Source organism: Luteimonas panaciterrae (assembly GCF_020511115.1).
Lineage (GTDB): Bacteria > Pseudomonadota > Gammaproteobacteria > Xanthomonadales > Xanthomonadaceae > Luteimonas > Luteimonas panaciterrae.
Genome location: NZ_JAJAVH010000007.1, coordinates 200,783 through 217,822, shown reverse-complemented (window position 1 = coordinate 217,822; position 17,040 = coordinate 200,783). Strand labels below are relative to the sequence as shown.

The 17,040-nt window shown below is 65.1% G+C and carries 13 protein-coding genes; 5 read left to right on the top strand and 8 right to left on the bottom strand.

Features of this window, described 5'->3' with window-relative positions; all coding sequences use genetic code 11:
* Nucleotides 1–45 precede the first annotated feature (45 nt).
* The 4 genes from LG367_RS09050 to purN all read right to left on the bottom strand — a co-directional run bounded on the left by LG367_RS09050 (nt 46) and on the right by purN (nt 6,624).
* Entirely contained in the window at nt 46–4,224 is a 4,179-nt protein-coding gene (locus LG367_RS09050) for a hypothetical protein (RefSeq protein ID WP_226468919.1), read from the bottom strand.
* Nucleotides 4,225–4,422: 198 nt separating this feature from the next.
* On the bottom strand, nt 4,423–5,112 hold the full coding sequence (locus tag LG367_RS09045; RefSeq protein WP_226468918.1) for a DUF3108 domain-containing protein: 690 nt from the start codon (nt 5,110–5,112) through the stop codon (nt 4,423–4,425).
* Nucleotides 5,112–5,906, bottom strand: coding sequence for a DUF3108 domain-containing protein (locus LG367_RS09040; protein WP_226468917.1), 795 nt, complete (start codon nt 5,904–5,906; stop codon nt 5,112–5,114). Before LG367_RS09040 ends, LG367_RS09045 begins: the two co-directional genes overlap by 1 nt.
* A 28-nt stretch (nt 5,907–5,934) precedes the next feature.
* A complete protein-coding gene (gene purN / locus LG367_RS09035; RefSeq protein WP_226468916.1) occupies nt 5,935–6,624 on the bottom strand; it encodes a phosphoribosylglycinamide formyltransferase in 690 nt (229 codons plus the stop codon).
* A gap of 165 nt (nt 6,625–6,789) precedes the next feature.
* Between purN and LG367_RS09030 the strand changes: the two genes are divergently transcribed.
* A complete protein-coding gene (locus LG367_RS09030) occupies nt 6,790–8,235 on the top strand; it encodes a lipase family protein (RefSeq protein ID WP_226468915.1) in 1,446 nt (481 codons plus the stop codon).
* Nucleotides 8,236–8,404: 169 nt separating this feature from the next.
* Nucleotides 8,405–8,902, top strand: coding sequence for a hypothetical protein (locus LG367_RS09025; protein ID WP_226468914.1), 498 nt, complete (start codon nt 8,405–8,407; stop codon nt 8,900–8,902).
* A 96-nt stretch (nt 8,903–8,998) separates the two neighbouring features.
* Here the strand turns inward: LG367_RS09025 and LG367_RS09020 are convergent, their stop codons facing one another.
* Together LG367_RS09020 and purM are read right to left on the bottom strand one after the other, a co-directional pair.
* On the bottom strand, nt 8,999–11,344 hold the full coding sequence (locus tag LG367_RS09020) for a hypothetical protein (RefSeq protein ID WP_226468913.1): 2,346 nt from the start codon (nt 11,342–11,344) through the stop codon (nt 8,999–9,001).
* A gap of 195 nt (nt 11,345–11,539) precedes the next feature.
* Nucleotides 11,540–12,583: a phosphoribosylformylglycinamidine cyclo-ligase gene (gene purM / locus LG367_RS09015; protein ID WP_226468912.1), complete on the bottom strand. Its 1,044-nt coding sequence runs from the start codon at nt 12,581–12,583 to the stop codon at nt 11,540–11,542.
* Between the two features lie 125 nt (nt 12,584–12,708).
* Between purM and LG367_RS09010 the strand changes: the two genes are divergently transcribed.
* The 3 genes from LG367_RS09010 to hda are packed head-to-tail and all read left to right on the top strand — an operon-like array spanning nt 12,709 to nt 15,774.
* Nucleotides 12,709–13,818 carry a DUF2066 domain-containing protein gene (locus tag LG367_RS09010; protein WP_226468911.1) on the top strand — a complete coding sequence of 370 codons (1,110 nt, stop codon included), beginning with the start codon at nt 12,709–12,711 and terminating at the stop codon, nt 13,816–13,818.
* 10 nt (nt 13,819–13,828) lie between these two features.
* Nucleotides 13,829–15,013 (top strand): AI-2E family transporter, encoded by a 1,185-nt coding sequence (locus LG367_RS09005; protein ID WP_226468910.1) that lies wholly within the window; start codon nt 13,829–13,831, stop codon nt 15,011–15,013.
* The gene (gene hda, locus LG367_RS09000; protein WP_226468909.1) at nt 15,010–15,774 is read left to right on the top strand and encodes a DnaA regulatory inactivator Hda; all 765 of its coding nucleotides are present in this window, start codon (nt 15,010–15,012) and stop codon (nt 15,772–15,774) included. Before LG367_RS09005 ends, hda begins: the two co-directional genes overlap by 4 nt.
* A 48-nt stretch (nt 15,775–15,822) precedes the next feature.
* Here the strand turns inward: hda and LG367_RS08995 are convergent, their stop codons facing one another.
* A complete protein-coding gene (locus LG367_RS08995; protein WP_226468908.1) occupies nt 15,823–16,329 on the bottom strand; it encodes an O-acetyl-ADP-ribose deacetylase in 507 nt (168 codons plus the stop codon).
* A gap of 3 nt (nt 16,330–16,332) precedes the next feature.
* The gene (locus LG367_RS08990) at nt 16,333–16,884 is read right to left on the bottom strand and encodes an RNA 2'-phosphotransferase (RefSeq protein WP_226468907.1); all 552 of its coding nucleotides are present in this window, start codon (nt 16,882–16,884) and stop codon (nt 16,333–16,335) included.
* Between the last annotated feature and the right edge of the window lie 156 nt (nt 16,885–17,040).

Sequence of the window (17,040 nt, the reverse complement as noted above, 5' to 3'; positions counted from 1 at the left end):
AATCCTCTCCCTTCATGCGGGAGAGGATTGGGATTGGCGTGAGGTTCAACTCATGCCAGTGAATTGCTGACCGAAGTCCTGGATGTCGTTGACGAACTCGACCGTGGCGTTGACGCCCTTGGCCACGCCCAGCAATGTCTTCAACGGCGTCAGCACCGCCTGCGCGGGCGGGAAGAAACTGGCGGCGTTGATCGCGAGATCCGCGGCGTTCAATGCGATGGTCAGGCCGCTCTCGCCGTTGGAGATGCTGCTGATCAGGTCCGAGCCGGCATCGACCACACCGATCACCGGGCCCACCACAGGAATCGACTTCAGGCCGGTGCTGGCGACGGCTTCGCCCGCCTTCTCCTTGAGGAATGCCTTGACCTTGTCCGGCATCGCATCGACGAACTGCGTGACCAGGCGGCCGATCAGTTCGATCGAATCCTTGCCGAAGGGCAGGTCGTAAGGACCGAAATCCTTGCTCAGCGGGCCGATGCCGACGCTGAACGGACCGACCTGCGCCGGCTCGCCGTAGGTGATCAACTTGCCGATGGCATCGCCGAGCGAACCGATCGCGCCACCGATGTCGCCGTCGGCGACCTTGGTCACGGCATCGAAGAAGCTCGACAGCGCGCCGGACTTGACGATGCCTTCGTTGAGTTTGGCGTCGGAGAAGAACTCACCGACAGAACCGGGCAGCTTGCTCAGCGCATTGAGGAAGGTGACGGCAAGATCGGGCGTCTTCTCGGCGATGATCTTGCCGGCGTTGCCGAGCGCTTTGATGAACTCGACCGGATCGCCGCCGGCGAACGCCTTGACCGCATCGCCGATCGCCTGCGCCACTTCCGGCGTGGAAGCCGCTTCGAGCACGCCGGAGAGCAACTGCTTCATTTCCGGCTTGAGCTTGAACTTGTCGACGACGGTGTCGATCAAGTGTTGCTTCATGCCGTCCGGCAGTTCCTTGGCGAACGTGGCGAAGGCCTTGATGGTCTCGCCGACGTTGCCGGTCTGGATGGCATCCGCCATCTCGAGGATGTTCGCGACCGACGGTCCGAGCTGCTTGAGATCGTCGACGGTCTTGATGCCGAGCGGTTCCAGCCGCGCCATGAACGCCTTGTCTTTCGACAACACGTCGGCCAGCGCGCCCATCACCTGCTCGTTGTCGCCGATGCCCTTCAGGCCGCTGGCGATGTCGCCGTCGAGCATCTGCTTCAGCGATTCGTGCAGCGACTTGTCGCTGACCAATGTCTTGATCAGGTTCTCGTCGGTGAGGATCGCGCGCAGCAGCTGCGTTTCGGGCTTGTCCGGGATCTTCGCGCCGAGCGCGTTGATCGCCTTGGTGACCAGGCCCGGCGCGGCGTCGACGGCCTGGCCGATCGCCTGCAGCGCGCCTTGCCAGTCGGGACCGTCGGGATTGCCGAGTGCTTTCACCGCATCGACGAAATGCGGCAGTGCGGCGCCGGCTTCTAGCAGGTCTTCCTTGGTGATCTTCAGTTCGCCGAACTTGTCCTTGATCGGCTGCGGCAACTGATCGTAGATCTTGCCGGCGACCTTGCCGAGCAGATCGGGCGCGGCATTCTGCACTTCGCCGAGCGCGTCGAGTGCGCCCGACCAGTCCGGTGGACTCTTGGACAAGGCGACGCCGGCATCGAGCAGATGCGGTGACGCGGCGCCGGCCTGCTTGAGGTCTTCCGCGGTGAGGCCGGCCTTGCCGAGTGCTTCGACGACCTTCGGGTCTTTGCTGACCACATCGAGCACGGCATCGCGCATGCCGTCGTTGTGCAGCAGTTCGCTGGCGCCTTCGAGCGTCTTGCCGTCGAGCAGTTTGTCGATGGCATCGTGCAGCGCGGTGTCGCTGGCGAGGCCGGAGGCGACCTTGTCGTCGGCCAGCAGTTTCTTCACCAGATCGAACTTGCCGTCCGGGATCTGCTGTCCGAGTTTCTGGATCGCTTCCTTGCCCACGGTCGGCGCGGCTTCGCCGGCATTGAGCACTTCGCTGATCGCGGTCTTCCAGTCGCCTTTGACCATGGCCTCGCCGGCCTTGACCAGCGAGGGCAGGGCCTTGGCGACTTCGCCGATGTTCTCCATCCCATAGCCCAAGTCCTTGAGCTTCTGCTGGGTGGCTTCGGGCAGTTTTTCGTAGATCGCCTTGGCGATCTTCGGCAACAGCGTGGGCGCGGCGTCGCCGACCTTCTGGAATTCGTTGAGCGCTTCGGTGATCTTGCCTTCGGAAGCGTACTTGACGGCGTTGAACAGCGGCCCGGCGGCGTCGGCGGCTTCCTTCAGATCGGTCGCGGTAATGCCGTACTTCTCGAGCAGCGGCTTCACAGAAGGATCGGTGACCGCGGCATCGATTACCGCATCGCGCAGCGGCTTGTTGCCGCCCACCGCGCTGAGTGCGGCGGCCGCGTCGCCATTGAGCATGGCCTTGATTGCTTCCGGGCTGGCTTTGGCCAGTTCCTTGGCGACGTTCTCGTCGGTGAGGATGGTCTTCGCCAATCCTTCGGGCAGTTTGTCGGCCAGCCCCTGGATGCCCTTGGCGACCACGTCGGGTGCCTTGCCGGCCGCATCGGCCAGCGCGAGGCCGACGTTCTTCCAGTCTTCCGGCGTCTGCGCCTTGGCGGCGAGATCGACCGCCTTCATCACGTCGGGCAAGCCATCGCCGGCCTGCTTGAGATCGTCGGCGGTGAGGCCGAGTTTCTCCACCTTCTTGCTGAAGTCGGAGTTCTTGTCCTTCAGCGCCGCGTCGATCACGGCATCGCGCAAGCCCTTGTCCTGCGCCATGTGCTGCAGGGCGCCGCTCGGATCGCCGTTGACCAGTGCCTTGAGTGCTTCGGGGCTCGCCTCTGCGAGCTTCTTGGCGACGGCGTCGTCGCCGACGATCGACTTGGCCGGTTCCGGCAGCTTGTCGGCGAAATGCTGGATCGCCTTGGCGGCGACGTCGGGTGCGTGAGTGGACGCGTCGATCAGCGAGAGCGCGGCGTCCTTCCACTCGCCCTTGGCGGCGTGTTCGATCGCCTTCATCGCGTCGGGGATGCCGTCGCCGATGCTCTTCAGATCGTCGGCGGACAGGCCTAGTTTCTCGACTTGCTTGCTGAAGTCGGAATTCTTGTCCTTCAACGCCGCGTCGATCACGGCGTCGCGCAATTCCTTGTTCTCGCCGAGGCCCTTGAGTGCTTCGACCGGCTTGCCCTCGATCAGATTCTTGAGCACCTCCGGACTGGCCTTGGAGAGATGCTCGGCGACCTTGTCGTCGCCCAGGATCGACTTGGCGGGTTCGGGCAACTTGTCGGCGATGTGCTTGATGCCGTCGGCGACCAGCGTGGGCGCTTTCTCGGCGGCACCCGCCAGCGCGGTGCCGGCTTGCGCCCATTCGCCCTTGGCGGCGTGCTGGGCGGCTTGCAGCAGCGAGGGCGCGGCGTCGCCGGCTTCCTTCAGCTTGTCGGCATCGAGGCCGAGTGTCTTCACGCCCTTGCTGAAATTGGAATCAGGATTCTTCAGCGCTGCGTCAATCACGGCATCACGCAGCGGCTTGTTGTTGCCGATGGCGCCGACCGCGCCGGGAATGTCGCCCTGCAGCAGCTTGTCGATGACATCGCCACCGGCGTTGATCAGTTCCTTGACCGCGTTGCCGTCGCTGAGGATGTCGCGCACCGATTCGGGCAGGTTTTCGATCTGCTTGGCGACGCCGGAGAATGCTTTTTCGGCCAGCGCTTGCTGGCCGTCGGCGGCGAGCTGTTTCAACTCGTCGAAGGCCTTGCCGTATTCCTTCTGGTTGACGTGTTCCGCGGCTTGGGTGAGCGCGCTGAGCGTCTTGGCGGAAGCGTTGTCGATTTCCTGCTGATTGAAGCCGAGCTTGGTGAGCGTGTTGTGGATGGCGGGATCGTTGGCGATGACTTCCTTCGGATAGTCGGCCTTGACCTGCGCGTTGCCGAAGTTGTCGACCGCCTGGTCGACGGCGTTCTTGCCACTGTCGCCTTCGCTGAAGGCCGGGCGCAGTTTCGCCAGCTGCTTGGCGTCGAGATCCTTGGCCAAACTGTTGGCCACATCTTGCTGCTCGCTCTTGGGCAGCTTGTCGACTTCGGTTTTGTAATCCTTGACCTGTTGTTCGGTCATGCCATCGACGATCTGCTGCTTCTCCGCCGGAGGCTTCTTGGCCAGTTCGGGTGGAGGCGGCGGGGGCGGCGGCGGTGGAGGCGGCGGTGGCGGCGGCGGAACGTAGACATCTTCGCGAGGAATCATCGCGGTCTCCCGGCAGGCGCAGCGCCGATCGTGACGGATGCCGTTATCGTCTCGAACCGGGTTCGCACAACCAAGCTAGGGCTGACCCTAAAACCACCTGGGGCTTGCCCTAGGTCGCGCTGCGTCGCGAGCCATAAAAAAAGCGGAGCCCGAATGAATCGGGCTCCGCTGGGAATCACGCAGAAGGGGCGGACGTGCTCAGTGCACGGCCTTCACCTGCAGATCGATGTCGTCCTTGCCGTCCTTGCGCTGCAGGATGCGCGCCGGCACGGGCATGCCGTCGACGACCCAGGCGGTGATCTGCTTGCCTTCGCCATTGGTCTGCACGACTTTCGTGGCTTGCTTCGACTGCCCGCCGATCGTGATCGCTTCCTTGCCCACGATCTTGAAGCTGACCTGCTTGACGCGGCCTTCGTCGACCAAGCGGTAGTTGAGCGGCTTGCCGGCTGCCACGTCGCGCGCGATGGCGAGATTGAGCAACAGGCCGTCGACGTCGCCCGATTGCAGCTTCACCGGGCCGGAGCGTTCGGGCTTTACGTCGCCACCCCAGGTGGCAACGCCCTTGTCCCAGTCGTAGTTCGCGGTCTTGTCGCTTTTCTTGATCAGCAGCAGCGCCGAGTCGCGGCCGGACAGGGGACGCAGTTGTCCGCCCTTGTCGTCGAACACGGTGTTCTGGTTGAGCTGGATGCCGCCGCTGCCGACCGACAGCGTGTACTTCCACTTGTCGCCGCCTTGTGGCTCGAGCGTCATCTTACCGACGCCGGCGATGCCCATGTAGCTGGCCTGGTAGTCGGCGGAGAACGGTTTGACGGCGAAGGCCGGCGCGCTGGCGAACACGAGGGCGAGCGCGGCGGTGGCGAGGGAATGCTTCTTGGGGGACAGGATCATCAATTCACTCCTTGGTATTCGGTCAGACGAAGATCGATGCCGTCCTCGCCGTTTTCGCGCTGCAGGATGCGTACCGGGGTCGGCACGCCGTCGGCGACCCAGAAAATGGTCTCGTCGTTGCCGCCGTTGACGCGTGAAACGCGCAGGGCGGAATAGCTCAGTTCGCCCACGGCCACGGTTTCCGGTTCTTTCGCTACTTCGTAGATATGGTCACGGGCACGGCCCAGTTCAACGAAGCGGTATTGCAGGCGTTTGCCGGGTTGGGCATCGCGGATGATGGCGAGGTCGATCAGCAGGCCGTTCATGTCGCCGTCCTGCAGGGGAATTGGTTTGCGGCGGTCCTTCTTGAGATCGCCCTGCCACTGCGCGCTGCGCGCGTTCCAGTCGTACACGCCCAGGACCTTCTTGCCCAGGAACAGGCCCTTGCGCACCGTGCTCTGGGTGAGCGGGCGATAACGGTTGTCGACATCGTCGAACACCGTGCTTTGCTGGATGTTCAGCCCGAGGATGCCGATGAAGCCGCGATTGCCCTCGATACCGAGATCCGCGCGCCATTGCGTGCCGCCATTGTGGACGACGCGCATGGTGGCGTTTCCGGCCAGTTTTCCGGCGTTGTAGGCCTGATAGCTGGCCACGAACGGTTGCAGCTCGGGAGGCGTCGTCGCGACAGTCTCCGGCACGGATGTGGATGCCGGTGCGGAAGCGGATGCTGGCGCGGGCGCGACTTCCTGGGCGTGGCTGCCGGGCAGCCATGCCGCGAGGGCGAGCACCGCGGTCAGCATGAGGGGTTTCATGGGGGAGTCTTCGAAAGCTTGGCGGCCATCATGCAAAGCGGCGGTTGGCTCCCAGCTGAAGCGGTGGCTGCGGTGCACCATCGACATGAATGGGGGCTTCAGCAGGACCGGTGTCCGAGGAGCCGGTTTCTGACAGGACGATCCGCCCCGCGGCCAGCCAGCGGACGGTTTCCACCAGCAACGGGTGTTCCTCGGCCAAAACGCGGGCGGAGAGGGTTTCCATATTGTCGCCGGGCAGGACCGGCACCCGCGCCTGGGCGATCACAGGGCCGCCATCCAGATCGGCGGTGACGAAATGCACGCTGGCGCCGTGCTCGGGCACGCCTGCCGCCAGCGCCTGCGCGTGCGTGTGCAGACCCTTGAACGCCGGCAGCAGCGAAGGGTGGATGTTGATGATGCGCCCGCGCCTGGCTTCGACGACGTGCCCGGTGATCAGGCGCATGTAGCCGGCGCAGACGATGAGGTCGGGTGTCGCCGCGTCGATCCGCGTGAACAGCGCGGCGTCGAATTCGGCGCGCGTGGCGAACTGTTTCGGCGTGATCGCATACGCGGGAATGCCGGCATCGCGCGCGCGCTGCAAGGCGCCGGCGTCGGCCTTGTCGGAATACACGCCGACGATCTCGGCCGCGAGTTCGCCCGCGGCGATCGCGTCGATCAGGGCTTGCAGATTGCTGCCGCGGCCGGAGGCGAGCACGGCGAGACGCAGAAAACGGGGCATGCAGCGGCCGACGGAAAGGGGCCAGCATGATAGGACAGGAAGATGTGCAGATCGGGCCACGCCGGGACCGCTCGTCGTCTGCCGGTTGCGCCCGGCCCCCTCCCTTGTTAGGTATACACATGGATACAAGCAGGCCGGAGTGCCATTACCTCGGGAGGGTAAGCGATGAGTGTTGTCATCCAGCCGGCGCAGCGTGCGCGCGGCGATAGGTTTGTGCGCCGCCATGTCGGGTTCGCCGCATGGGCATTTGCTTTGATCTTTGGATTGATCGGTGTCGCGGCGAATCCGGCGCATGCCGAAGTCGTGCCGTTGCCGGACGATGATCCGTTCTACGTTCCGCCATCCGGTTACGAATCGTTGCCCAATGGCACAGTGCTTCGTGACAGGACGATCAATGCGCAATATCTGTTGCCGTTTCTGTCCACGGATGTGCTGAGCGAGCTTGGCGGCTCGGCCGAGAAATTCTTTCCGTGGTTCGAGCAACTCAAGAATTTGAAGATCAACGCCTATCAGGTGTTGTACAAATCGCTCGACAGTCACGACAGACCGACGGCGCAGGTGGCGACGGTGCTCGTTCCGCAAGGGCCGTGGATCGGGAGCGGGCCGCGTCCACTGATCTCCTACCAAGTGGCGCAGGACTCCACCACCACGCGCGCCGCGCCTTCCTACACGCTGCGCGCGGGTTTGCTGAGTGCGGGCGCGCTGGCCAATCCGACGTTCGAGGTGTCGCTTTCGCTGCCGGCGTTGGCCTATGGGTATGCGATCGTCTATCCGGACTACGAAGGCCCGCACGCACAATTCATCGCCGGCCCGCAGGCCGGGCACGGCGTGCTCGACGGCGTGCGCGCGGTGTTGAACTATGCGCCGGCCGGATTGGCGTACAACACGCCGGTCGGTTTGTGGGGCTATTCCGGCGGTGGTCATGCCACCGGCTGGGCCGCGTATCTGAAGGAATCGTATGCGCCGGAGTTGAACGTCAAGGGCGCCGCGGTCGGTGCGAGCGCGGCGTCCGATCTGGTGCAGATGTATTACAACAACAACGGCAAATTCGTCGCTGGCAGTTTGCTGGTGACGGCGATCGCCGGTTTGGATCGCGCATTTCCGGAGGCGGGAATCTATGAGTACCTCAATCCCGCGGGCAAGCAGCTGATCGATTCCGCGCAGGACGAAACCTTAATCGAGGGGATTCTCAAGCGTCCCGTTCTGGCGCCGCTGGAAATGTTCACCAAGGAGCCATGGGTGCCCGTGCCGGAGTCGAAGGTCGGCAAGTACGTCTTCGGCATCAACACGCTCGCCGGAAAGCGCGCGCCGCGCACCGTGCCGATCCTCAATTATCATGACGAGTTCGACGAACTCGTTCCGGTGAAGGCCGACAACGATCTTGCATTGCAATACTGCCGCGAAGGCGTTCCGGTGGAGGTGATGCGCACCTTCACGCCGATACCGCTGATCGGATTGGTGCACATCGCGGGTGAAGCGGAAGGTGCCTTGCCCGCATTGAACTATCTGGCCAATCGCTTCAAGGGATTGCCGGCGCGCAACGACTGCCCGTATTCAGCGATCTGGGCATCGCCGTTGCCCTTGCCGTACAAGGCATTCATCACGCAGTAAAGGTGATCCGATGCCGGGGAGGCGCGGATGCCGCGTCTCCTTTCGGAAAAATGTATCGTCCGTTCCTGGACAGCGTGTCGGGTTGCAATATCGTTTCGCGAGTTGATTAGGGACTCCGAACAACAATTGCCGCCGCGATTTCGGTCGCGACGAACCAGGGACACGGTGCATGAAGACATGGCGATGGGTCCTCGCGAGCACTTCGGCCGCCCACGTGCAGGGGAGGCGCCGCCTGCGTGCCGCGACCGAGACGGTTGCCGTTCCCGTTGCCGCCGCGGGCATGACGCGGGAAGTCGTGGCGGCAACGACCGCTTCGCCGACGGATGATGCGGGTACACGCGAATCGTTCCGCTACGCGCTCGTCGAGTTGATGCTGGGCGTGGTCGAGGCATGGGAACGCAGCACGGGATTGCGCCGGCTCGAGTTCGCGGAGAAGAGCCGCATCTGGCGCGTCACGATCGACGACGGCCGCCTGCGCGCCCGCGCTATGGAGCGCTATCTGACATTGGCGAAACTGCCGCGTCATCCGCGCTGGCGCGAGGTGGTGCGATCGGCCTATTACGTGTTGAACGAGTGCGCGCTGGAGCAGTGCATGCGCGCCGAGCTGCAACGACGCATCGATGCGGTACTCGCGCACGGATGGGGCCGGGCGTTGATGAAGGACTGAAACGGTGACGGCTCGAAGCGTGCTTCGAGCCGTCCTCGCTTGCTGCGCGGCGATAGCCGCACTCCGGTCACGAGGCCGGAGTGCGGAAGCGACGCCTTATCGTTCGCGTCCGTCGACGCCGTACATGAACGTCACCGGCTCACCGGTCGTATATCCATAAGATCCGGTCGGGCCGCCGCCGGAGCCGAACGGTCCGCCGCTCCAGTTGCTCTGGCCGAGCGAGTAGATGTTCGCGCCGACCAGGCTGAGGGCATTGAGAGCCGCCGTTTCCTTCGGCGCCGCGCCGTAGTAGGTGATCAGGCCGCGCGCCTGTCCCGGATTCAGCGTGCCGGCGAGCTTGAAGTCGAAATGCGCGCCGTAATCGCCGGCGCCCCAGTCGATGAAATTGCCCACGCCGCCGAAGTTGAAGTTGGGCGCGAGCGGATCGACCGAATTGAAGCCGTCGTCGTTCGCCTGGATCACCATCGGCGAAGCCGCGCCTTGAATGGTGATGTATTCGGAGAAGGCATTCGGCGGCACGTCGTAGTCGATGCCGCGGGTGTAGCGCAGATCGTTGATGGCCTTCGTGCCGATGTTCTCGATCTTCACTTCCACGCGATACAGATACGGCGTGACAGTGATCGGAATGTAGCGATGGGTGACGCGAAGCGACGGGCCGCCCGAGGAGTCGAGGATCCGCACCACGGAGGTCGCATCGCTCGCCGTGTAGGTGAACGAATCGACGAACATGTTGGCGCTGGTGCCTTCCCACATCGAGGTGTGCGCGGTGACGCCGAGATCGGCGGCGGCCACGCCCCAACCCTCGCAAGGGCAGCCGGGCGAGGCGGCATCGGCTTCATCGGTTCCCGAAGGCGGCGACTTCATGTAGCGCAGGCCGACGCGTGTGGTGCTGGCGCGTCCGATCGACGGCTTGGCATCCGGGCAATCGACGTTGAGGTAGCCGGTCTTGGACACGCCGAGCTTCACCGTGCCGTTGTTGATCACCGCCTCGCAGTCCTTGGTGGGATCGCAGTCGATGCCGGCATCGTGCGCGTCGCCCAATGCACTGTCCGTCTGCTTGAACTCGACGATCTTCTCGACGCGAGGCGGGAAGTTCTTCGGATTCGGCGTCGACGCCTTCACCTCGGGCTTCCAGGGATCGGTGCATCCGGTCCACATGCCGGTATCGGTCTGCACGAGGAAAAAGTCTTGTGAATCGCCGACATGCTCGGGATCGCTGAACGTGCTGCCGGCCAGAACGAAGTGATCGGCCTTGCGATCGATCGCGAACAGCGTTTCGGCATGCTTGAGCTTGTTGCCGTACAGCCGCGGCGGGGCGATGTTGAACAGCAGATTGCTGATGTTGGCGACGAACAGATGGCCGCGCGTGCCGGCACTCGCATTGCTGATCGTGCCGACGACGGCAAGCGCGCTGCCGCTGGTGCCCAGTTCGGGTGTTTCCGCGACGTCGTAGGCGTAGACGTTGCCGATGTCGGAAACGACGCTCTGGATCCGCACCGAACAACCGCCGCGCGTGTAGCGCGCCAGATACGCACTGGTCGGAGCCCCTTCGTCGAGCCCGGACACGACACCGACCAGCACCGTCTCGCCGAGGAAATTCGGCGTGCGCAGCGCGGTGAGGCCGAGGAAATCACGATGATCCTGACCGTCGCCGAGGATCGAATTGCACACTGGATTACCGCCGCCATCGGTGCGGAACATCAGGGCACGGCGCAGAGTGTTCTTGTCGATGGCGGAGCCCGCCACGACCAGATCGGTGGAGGCGCCGCTGCTGGCCAGATTCTCGGTCACCGCGCGGAAGCGCAGACCAAGACCGACTTCCGGTCCGTCGTAGCCCCGATCCCAGAGTACGCCGCCGGACAGGTCCAGACGTGCGATGCGCCCGCGTCCGAGGCCGCCGTCGCTGTCGAGTTCGTCGCCGACCACGACCACATCGCCCTTGCTGGCGCTCTGCAGGATGTCGTAACCCGTGGCGCGATTCTTGTCGCTGCGATTGCCGAGCAGGGTGGTCCAGAGCGGCTTGCCTTCGCAATTGATCTGCAGGACGAAAATCTGACTGCCATCGCCCGTGTTCACGGCGCCGGTGACGGCGAATCCACGGCCGTCCTGCAATTCGACGATGCCGTAGGCGCTGGATTTCTCGGCGCCGGCAATGCGATAGGTCCATTGCGCGGGCGGAATGACCGCGCCGTTGTTGTCGGCGTGGACGATCAGAACTTCGCTCGCGCCATCGGGCGAGTACCGCGTGCCCGCGACGACCGAACCGCCGCCTTTGCAATAACGCACGGCCTTGACGTCCTCGCCGCCGTCGCGCCATTCCTTTTCACCGTAGTGACTCTCGAAGCTCGCCTGCGCGAGCGAGGACGCCAGCAACAGCCCGCTGGCCGCGGCGACGGCGAGCGAACGCCGTAGCCGGGAAATGCCATCTCCATTGCCAAACATGGGAACCCCCTTCCTGTTCGAAGAAACCCTCCGGCGCGGCGCGCCGGATGGATATCGACGCTAGCCAGATGGCGGCGCCGGGGACAGGAACGTTTGGGGATGAAACCGGGACAGGGCGGGAAGATTTCGCGCCGGTTCGGATATGAAGTGATGAGCGGGTGAAGATGGAGCGAGCTGCTCTGCTCTGAGGATGCCTTATCCGATCCGGACGCGCTCGTCACCGCGCGCGGCGACCACTTCGCCGATGCGGCGATGGGCGAGTGCGAGGCGATCGAGTTCGGCCTCGATCGCGGCGGCGCTGTCCGTCGAGGTGATCAGCACGAAACCGATGCCGCAGTTGAAGGTGCGCCACATTTCGGCGTCCGGCACCGCGCCTTCGCGTTGCAGCCAGTCGAAGACCGGCGGCAGTGTCAGCGTGGAGGCGGTGATGTCGAGGCCGAGGCCGTCGGGCACGACGCGGATGATGTTCTCGGTGAGGCCGCCGCCGGTGATGTGCGCCATGGCGTGGATGCGCGGGCCGTGTTCGCCGCGCAGCAGTTCCAGGATCGGCTTCACGTACAGCGTGGTGGGCGCCATCAGCGCGTCGACCAGCTTGACGCCGCCGACGTCGAGATCGGCGGGACGTCCGGCGCGGTCATAGATGCGGCGGATCAGCGAATAGCCGTTGGAATGCGGGCCGCTGGAGGCGATGCCGATCAGCACGTCGCCCTTGCCGACCTTGCTGCCGTCGAGCAGCTGCGATTTTTCCACGGCGCCGACGGTGAAGCCGGCGAGGTCGTATTCGCCCGGCGGATACATGTCGGGCATCTCGGCGGTCTCGCCGCCGATCAGCGCGCAGCCGGCCAGTTCGCAGCCCCTGGCGATGCCGCCGACCACGGCCACCGTGGTGTCCACGTCGAGCTTGCCGGTGGCGAAGTAGTCGAGGAAGAACAGCGGCTCGGCGCCCTGCACCAGCACGTCGTTCACGCACATGCCGACCAGGTCGATGCCGATGGTGTCGTGGCGGTTCAGCTGCTGGGCGAGCTTGAGCTTGGTGCCGACGCCGTCGGTGCCGGAGACCAGCACCGGTTCGCGATACTTGTTCGACAGGTCGAACAGCGCGCCGAAGCCGCCCAGTCCGCCCATCACCTCGGGGCGGAAGCTGCGCTTGACCAGCGGCTTGATGCGTTCGACGACTTCGTTGCCGGCGTCGATATCGACGCCCGCATCGCGGTAGGTGAGGGGTGTGGGAGTCGTCACGGCGGTCGCTGAGGCGGGAAACCATGAATTTTAACAGCGCCACAGCGGGCGCAGGCGACGAAATCACGGCTGAAGTGGCGGCTGCGCTACCATTTCCTCCGAATTCTTTGGCTGAAGGACGAATGATGCGTCTGGCATTCCGGTTCACGGGACATTGGAAGTGGTTGCTGGCGGCTGCCCTATGCGTCGCCGGGACGACCGCCCAGGCCCAGCGCGTGGAAGGCGATCGCGCGGCGGCGCAGGGCGTCTACGAGGCCGAAGTGCCGGTGAAGGACCAGACCGATGCCGCCCGCAACGGCGCCTTCGCCCGCGCGCTGGCGCAGGTGCTGAGCAAGCTGTCCGGCGACCGTGGCGCGCCCTCCCGCCCGGGCGTGGGCAAGGAATTGCGCCGCGCCAGGGATTTCGTCGACACCTACGACTACCGCCAGGACGAGGGCACCACCCCCAACGGCACGCCGACCTATCGCACCACGCTGGTGGTGCGCTTCAAGCAGGCGGACGTGGACGGCATCGCCTCGGCCCTGGGACTGCCGGTCTGGCCGGAGCCGCGGCCGAAGCCGGTGCTGTGGCTGGCGATTGACGACGGTTCGGGTGCGCGGCTGGTGGGCCTGGCGCAGAACAACGTCGCCCGTTCGGTGCTGCAGCGGGCGATCGAGCGCGGCTACCGCCTCGGCCTGCCTTCCGGCAGCGCCGCGGAGCAGGCCGCCGTGGGCGCGATCTGGCGCGGCGATACCGCCGCCATCGCGCGCCTGTCGGCGCGCTACAGCCCGCCGATGCAGCTGATCGGCAAGCTCTATCGCGACAAGGGCGGCTGGACCGCCGATTGGGTCTTCGTCGACAACGGGCGCGTGCTGTCGAAGTGGAGCGGCAACGAGGGCGACGCGCGCCAGGCGATGGCCAACGGCGCCGATGGCGCGGCCGACGCGCTGATGAAGAAATACGCCAAGCGCAGCGCAGCGGGGCAGCCGGGCAAGTACCGCGTTATCTTCACCGGCCTGCGCAGCGCCGACGACTACATCCGCCTGACCGCGATCCTCCAGGGCATGTCGGTGGTGCGCGGCGTGACGCCGGTGCGGGCGACGCCGGAAGCGCTGGAAGTCGATCTCGACCTGCTGACCGGTCTGCCCGGATTCCGGCGCATGCTCGGCGGCGACGGCGCACTGGTGGAAGTGAGCAGTCCGGAAGGCGAAGCGACGGGCCCGATCGTCGCACCCGTCGTGTTCACCCTGCGCTGAGGCCTCGAACATGAACGCTGAAGCGCTGGGCGACATCGCGCTGTTCCTCAAACGCCTGCAGTGGGCGCTGGTGGCGCTCGCCGCCGGCTGGCTGATCTGGCTGCTCGGCCCCGTGCTCACGCCGTTCGTGGTCGCCGCGCTGCTGGGCTGGCTGGGCGATCCGCTGGTCGACTGGCTCGAGCGCCGCGGCCGCTCGCGCAACACCGCGGTGATCCTGGTGTTCACCTTGATGGCGCTGCTGCTGGCCTTGCTGCTGGTGATCCTGGTGCCGACCATCCAGCGCCAGATCCTCACCCTGGTCGAATCGCTGCCGCAGTATCGCGACTGGTTCATCTACACCGCCGTGCCGTGGATCGAGCATCGCACCGGTCTGGAGATCGCCACCTGGCTCGATCCGGAATACCTGATCGAGCAGGTCCGCACGCACTGGGAGCGCGCCGGCGGCATCGCCACCACCGCGCTCGGCTATCTGTCGCGTTCGGGTTTCGCGCTGTTCGCATGGATGGCCAACATCGTGCTGATCCCGGTGCTGACGTTCTTCTTCCTGCGCGACTGGGACGTCTTCATCGAACGCGTCGCCGCGCTGGTGCCGCGTGCGTACCTGGGCACCGTTTCGCGGCTGGCCAACGAGTCCAGCAGCATGCTCGGCGGTTTCCTGCGCGGCCAGTTCACGGTGATGCTGATCCTGGGCGCGATGTACGGCTTCGGGTTGTGGGCGGTGGGGCTCGATCTCGGTCTGTTGATCGGCATCGTCGCCGGCTTGCTCACCTTCGTGCCGTATCTCGGCCCGGTCAGCGGCGTGGTGTTCGGCGTGATCGCCGCGCTGGTGCAATACGGCGACTGGAAACACGTGGCGGGCGTGCTGGCGGTGTTCGGCATCGGCCAAATCATCGAGAGCTATTGGCTGACGCCGAAACTGGTCGGCGATCGCATCGGCCTGCATCCGGTGGCGGTGATCTTCGCCGTGCTCGCGGGCGGGCAACTGTTCGGCTTCCTCGGCATGCTGCTGGCGCTGCCGGTGGCGGCGGTCGCCAACGTGCTGCTGCGCTACGCGCACGAGCGCTACACGCACAGCCGCCTGTACGCCGGCGATGCGCCGGCGATCGTGATGCCGGAAGCGCCCGCTGAAAGCAGCATCATCGTTCCGGACAGCGCCAAACCTTCCAACGACGGCAAGGACGGCGACCAGGCGTGAGCCGGTCGGTTTCAGGTCCGAAGACGGGAGCGGGCGCAGGGCAGGGTGCGCAACTGCCCCTGGCCTTGCGCTATCCGCCGGATCAGCGCTTCGAGACCTTCGTTGCCGCGCCCGAGGGCGCGTTGCCGCTGTTGGTGGCGATGTCGTCAGGAGTGGATGGTGAGCGCGCGGCGGATGAGGCGATTGTCCGTGGGCTCTATCTCACTGGAAGCGCGGGGGCGGGCAAGACGCATCTGGCGCTCGCTGCTTGCGCCGCGGCCGAATCCGCGGGGCGTCGCAGTGCCTATCTGCCACTGACGGCGGCCGCGGGAAGACTGCGCGATGCGCTCGCGTCCCTGCACGACAACGATCTGATCGCGCTCGACGGACTCGACGTCATCGCCGGTGATCGCGATGACGAGGTCGCGCTGTTCGATTTCCATAATCGTGCCTTCGACGCGGGCAAGGCCGTGCTCTACACCGCGCGCAAGGCGCCGGATGCCTTGGGGTTGGTGCTGCCGGATCTGCATTCTCGACTCTCGCAGTGCACGCGTGTCGTGCTGACGATGCTCGGCGACGCCGGCCGGCGCGAGATGCTGCGCCTTCGCGCACAACGCCGTGGCCTGGTGATCGAGGATGCGGCGATCGACTGGCTGCTCAAGCGCGTCGATCGCGACCTCGCCAGCCTGGCCGCGCTGCTCGACACGCTCGATCGCGCGTCGCTCGCGGCGCAGCGGCGCATCACCGTGCCGTTCCTGCGTCAGACCTTGGGAATCGACTGATCCCTCGTCACTCGACTGTCGTCATTCCCGCCTGCGCGGCAATGACGATCAGGTTTCAGCGAGCAGGTCGCGATAGATGGCGAGATCGCCCGTCGAGAAACAACAGAACACCACTTCCTCGATCGCATCGAGCGACGCCAGCGTTTCGCGCACCGTCGCGATGGCGATGCGCGCCGCAGGCTCTGGCGGATACCCAAAGATGCCGGTGCTGATGCACGGGAAAGTGATGCTGGCGATGTCATGCTTCGCCGCGACTTCGAGCGAGCGCCGATAGCACGAAGCCAGCAATTCCGGCTCGCCATCGCTGCCGCCGCGCCAGACCGGGCCGACCGTGTGGATCACGTATTTCGCCGGCAGGCGATAGCCGCGTGTGAGCTTGGCCTCCCCGGTCTTGCAGCCGTGCAGAAGACGGCATTCGGCAACGAGATCGGGGCCGGCGGCGCGATGGATCGCCCCGTCCACGCCGCCGCCGCCGAGCAGCGAGGAATTGGCCGCGTTGACGATCGCATCGAGCGCGAGCGTGGTGATGTCGCCTTGCAGTGCGCTCAATCGCATGCGTCACTCCTGCGCGGGCCAGTCGATGAATTCCGGCGCCACGGCGTCGGTCAGCCAGACGCCGTTCTCGGAACGGAAGAAAGCCATGCCGCGTTCGTGCATCTCGCCCGCGCGGATCGTCAACACCAGAGGCTTGCCGTGACGACTGCCGACTTTGATCGCGGTATCGGTATCTGGCGACAGGTGCACGTGCTGGCGATCGCGTTTGAGCAATCCCTGTTCGCGGATCGACGCAGCGAAGCGGGTCGCTGTGCCGTGGTAGAGCGTGGATGGAGGGGCTTGCGGCGTCAATGCCAGGTCGATTCCGATCGAATGGCCCTGGTTGGCGCGAATGCGCAGGCCGTCGTCGCTGATCGCGAAGCGCTTCTTGTCGCTCTCGCGTACGACCTGTTCGACGAGATCGCGCGACAGCGCATGCCCGCGCGCGTTGGCGAGCAGGATCAATTCATCGATTTGTGCCCAGCCCTGGCCGTCCAGCATCAGGCCGATCGCCTCGGGTTCGTGGCGCAGGATCAGGCTGAGGAACTTGCTGGTCGAAATCGGATTCGCGGTCATTGCAGGGCGGGCATGGAAGGTTTTCGCCGCGAATTCTTCCGTCCGATGATGTCACATGCAAGCGTGTGAGGGCCGAGATCGGAATGCCGTTCGCTGCCCGGCCGATCGCCTGATCACCGGAATAAAAAAAGCACCGGAGATTCCCCCGGTGCTGAG

What these genes read in the sequence shown, in the direction of transcription:
- LG367_RS09050 (WP_226468919.1), bottom strand. Translation starts at nt 4,224, where the DNA reads ATGATTCCTCGCGAAGATGTCTACGTTCCGCCGCCGCCACCGCCGCCT.
- LG367_RS09045 (WP_226468918.1), bottom strand. Translation starts at nt 5,112, where the DNA reads ATGATCCTGTCCCCCAAGAAGCATTCCCTCGCCACCGCCGCGCTCGCC.
- LG367_RS09040 (WP_226468917.1), bottom strand. Translation starts at nt 5,906, where the DNA reads ATGAAACCCCTCATGCTGACCGCGGTGCTCGCCCTCGCGGCATGGCTG.
- purN (WP_226468916.1), bottom strand. Translation starts at nt 6,624, where the DNA reads ATGCCCCGTTTTCTGCGTCTCGCCGTGCTCGCCTCCGGCCGCGGCAGC.
- LG367_RS09030 (WP_226468915.1), top strand. Translation starts at nt 6,790, where the DNA reads ATGAGTGTTGTCATCCAGCCGGCGCAGCGTGCGCGCGGCGATAGGTTT.
- LG367_RS09025 (WP_226468914.1), top strand. Translation starts at nt 8,405, where the DNA reads ATGAAGACATGGCGATGGGTCCTCGCGAGCACTTCGGCCGCCCACGTG.
- LG367_RS09020 (WP_226468913.1), bottom strand. Translation starts at nt 11,344, where the DNA reads ATGTTTGGCAATGGAGATGGCATTTCCCGGCTACGGCGTTCGCTCGCC.
- LG367_RS09010 (WP_226468911.1), top strand. Translation starts at nt 12,709, where the DNA reads ATGCGTCTGGCATTCCGGTTCACGGGACATTGGAAGTGGTTGCTGGCG.
- LG367_RS09005 (WP_226468910.1), top strand. Translation starts at nt 13,829, where the DNA reads ATGAACGCTGAAGCGCTGGGCGACATCGCGCTGTTCCTCAAACGCCTG.
- LG367_RS08995 (WP_226468908.1), bottom strand. Translation starts at nt 16,329, where the DNA reads ATGCGATTGAGCGCACTGCAAGGCGACATCACCACGCTCGCGCTCGAT.
- LG367_RS08990 (WP_226468907.1), bottom strand. Translation starts at nt 16,884, where the DNA reads ATGACCGCGAATCCGATTTCGACCAGCAAGTTCCTCAGCCTGATCCTG.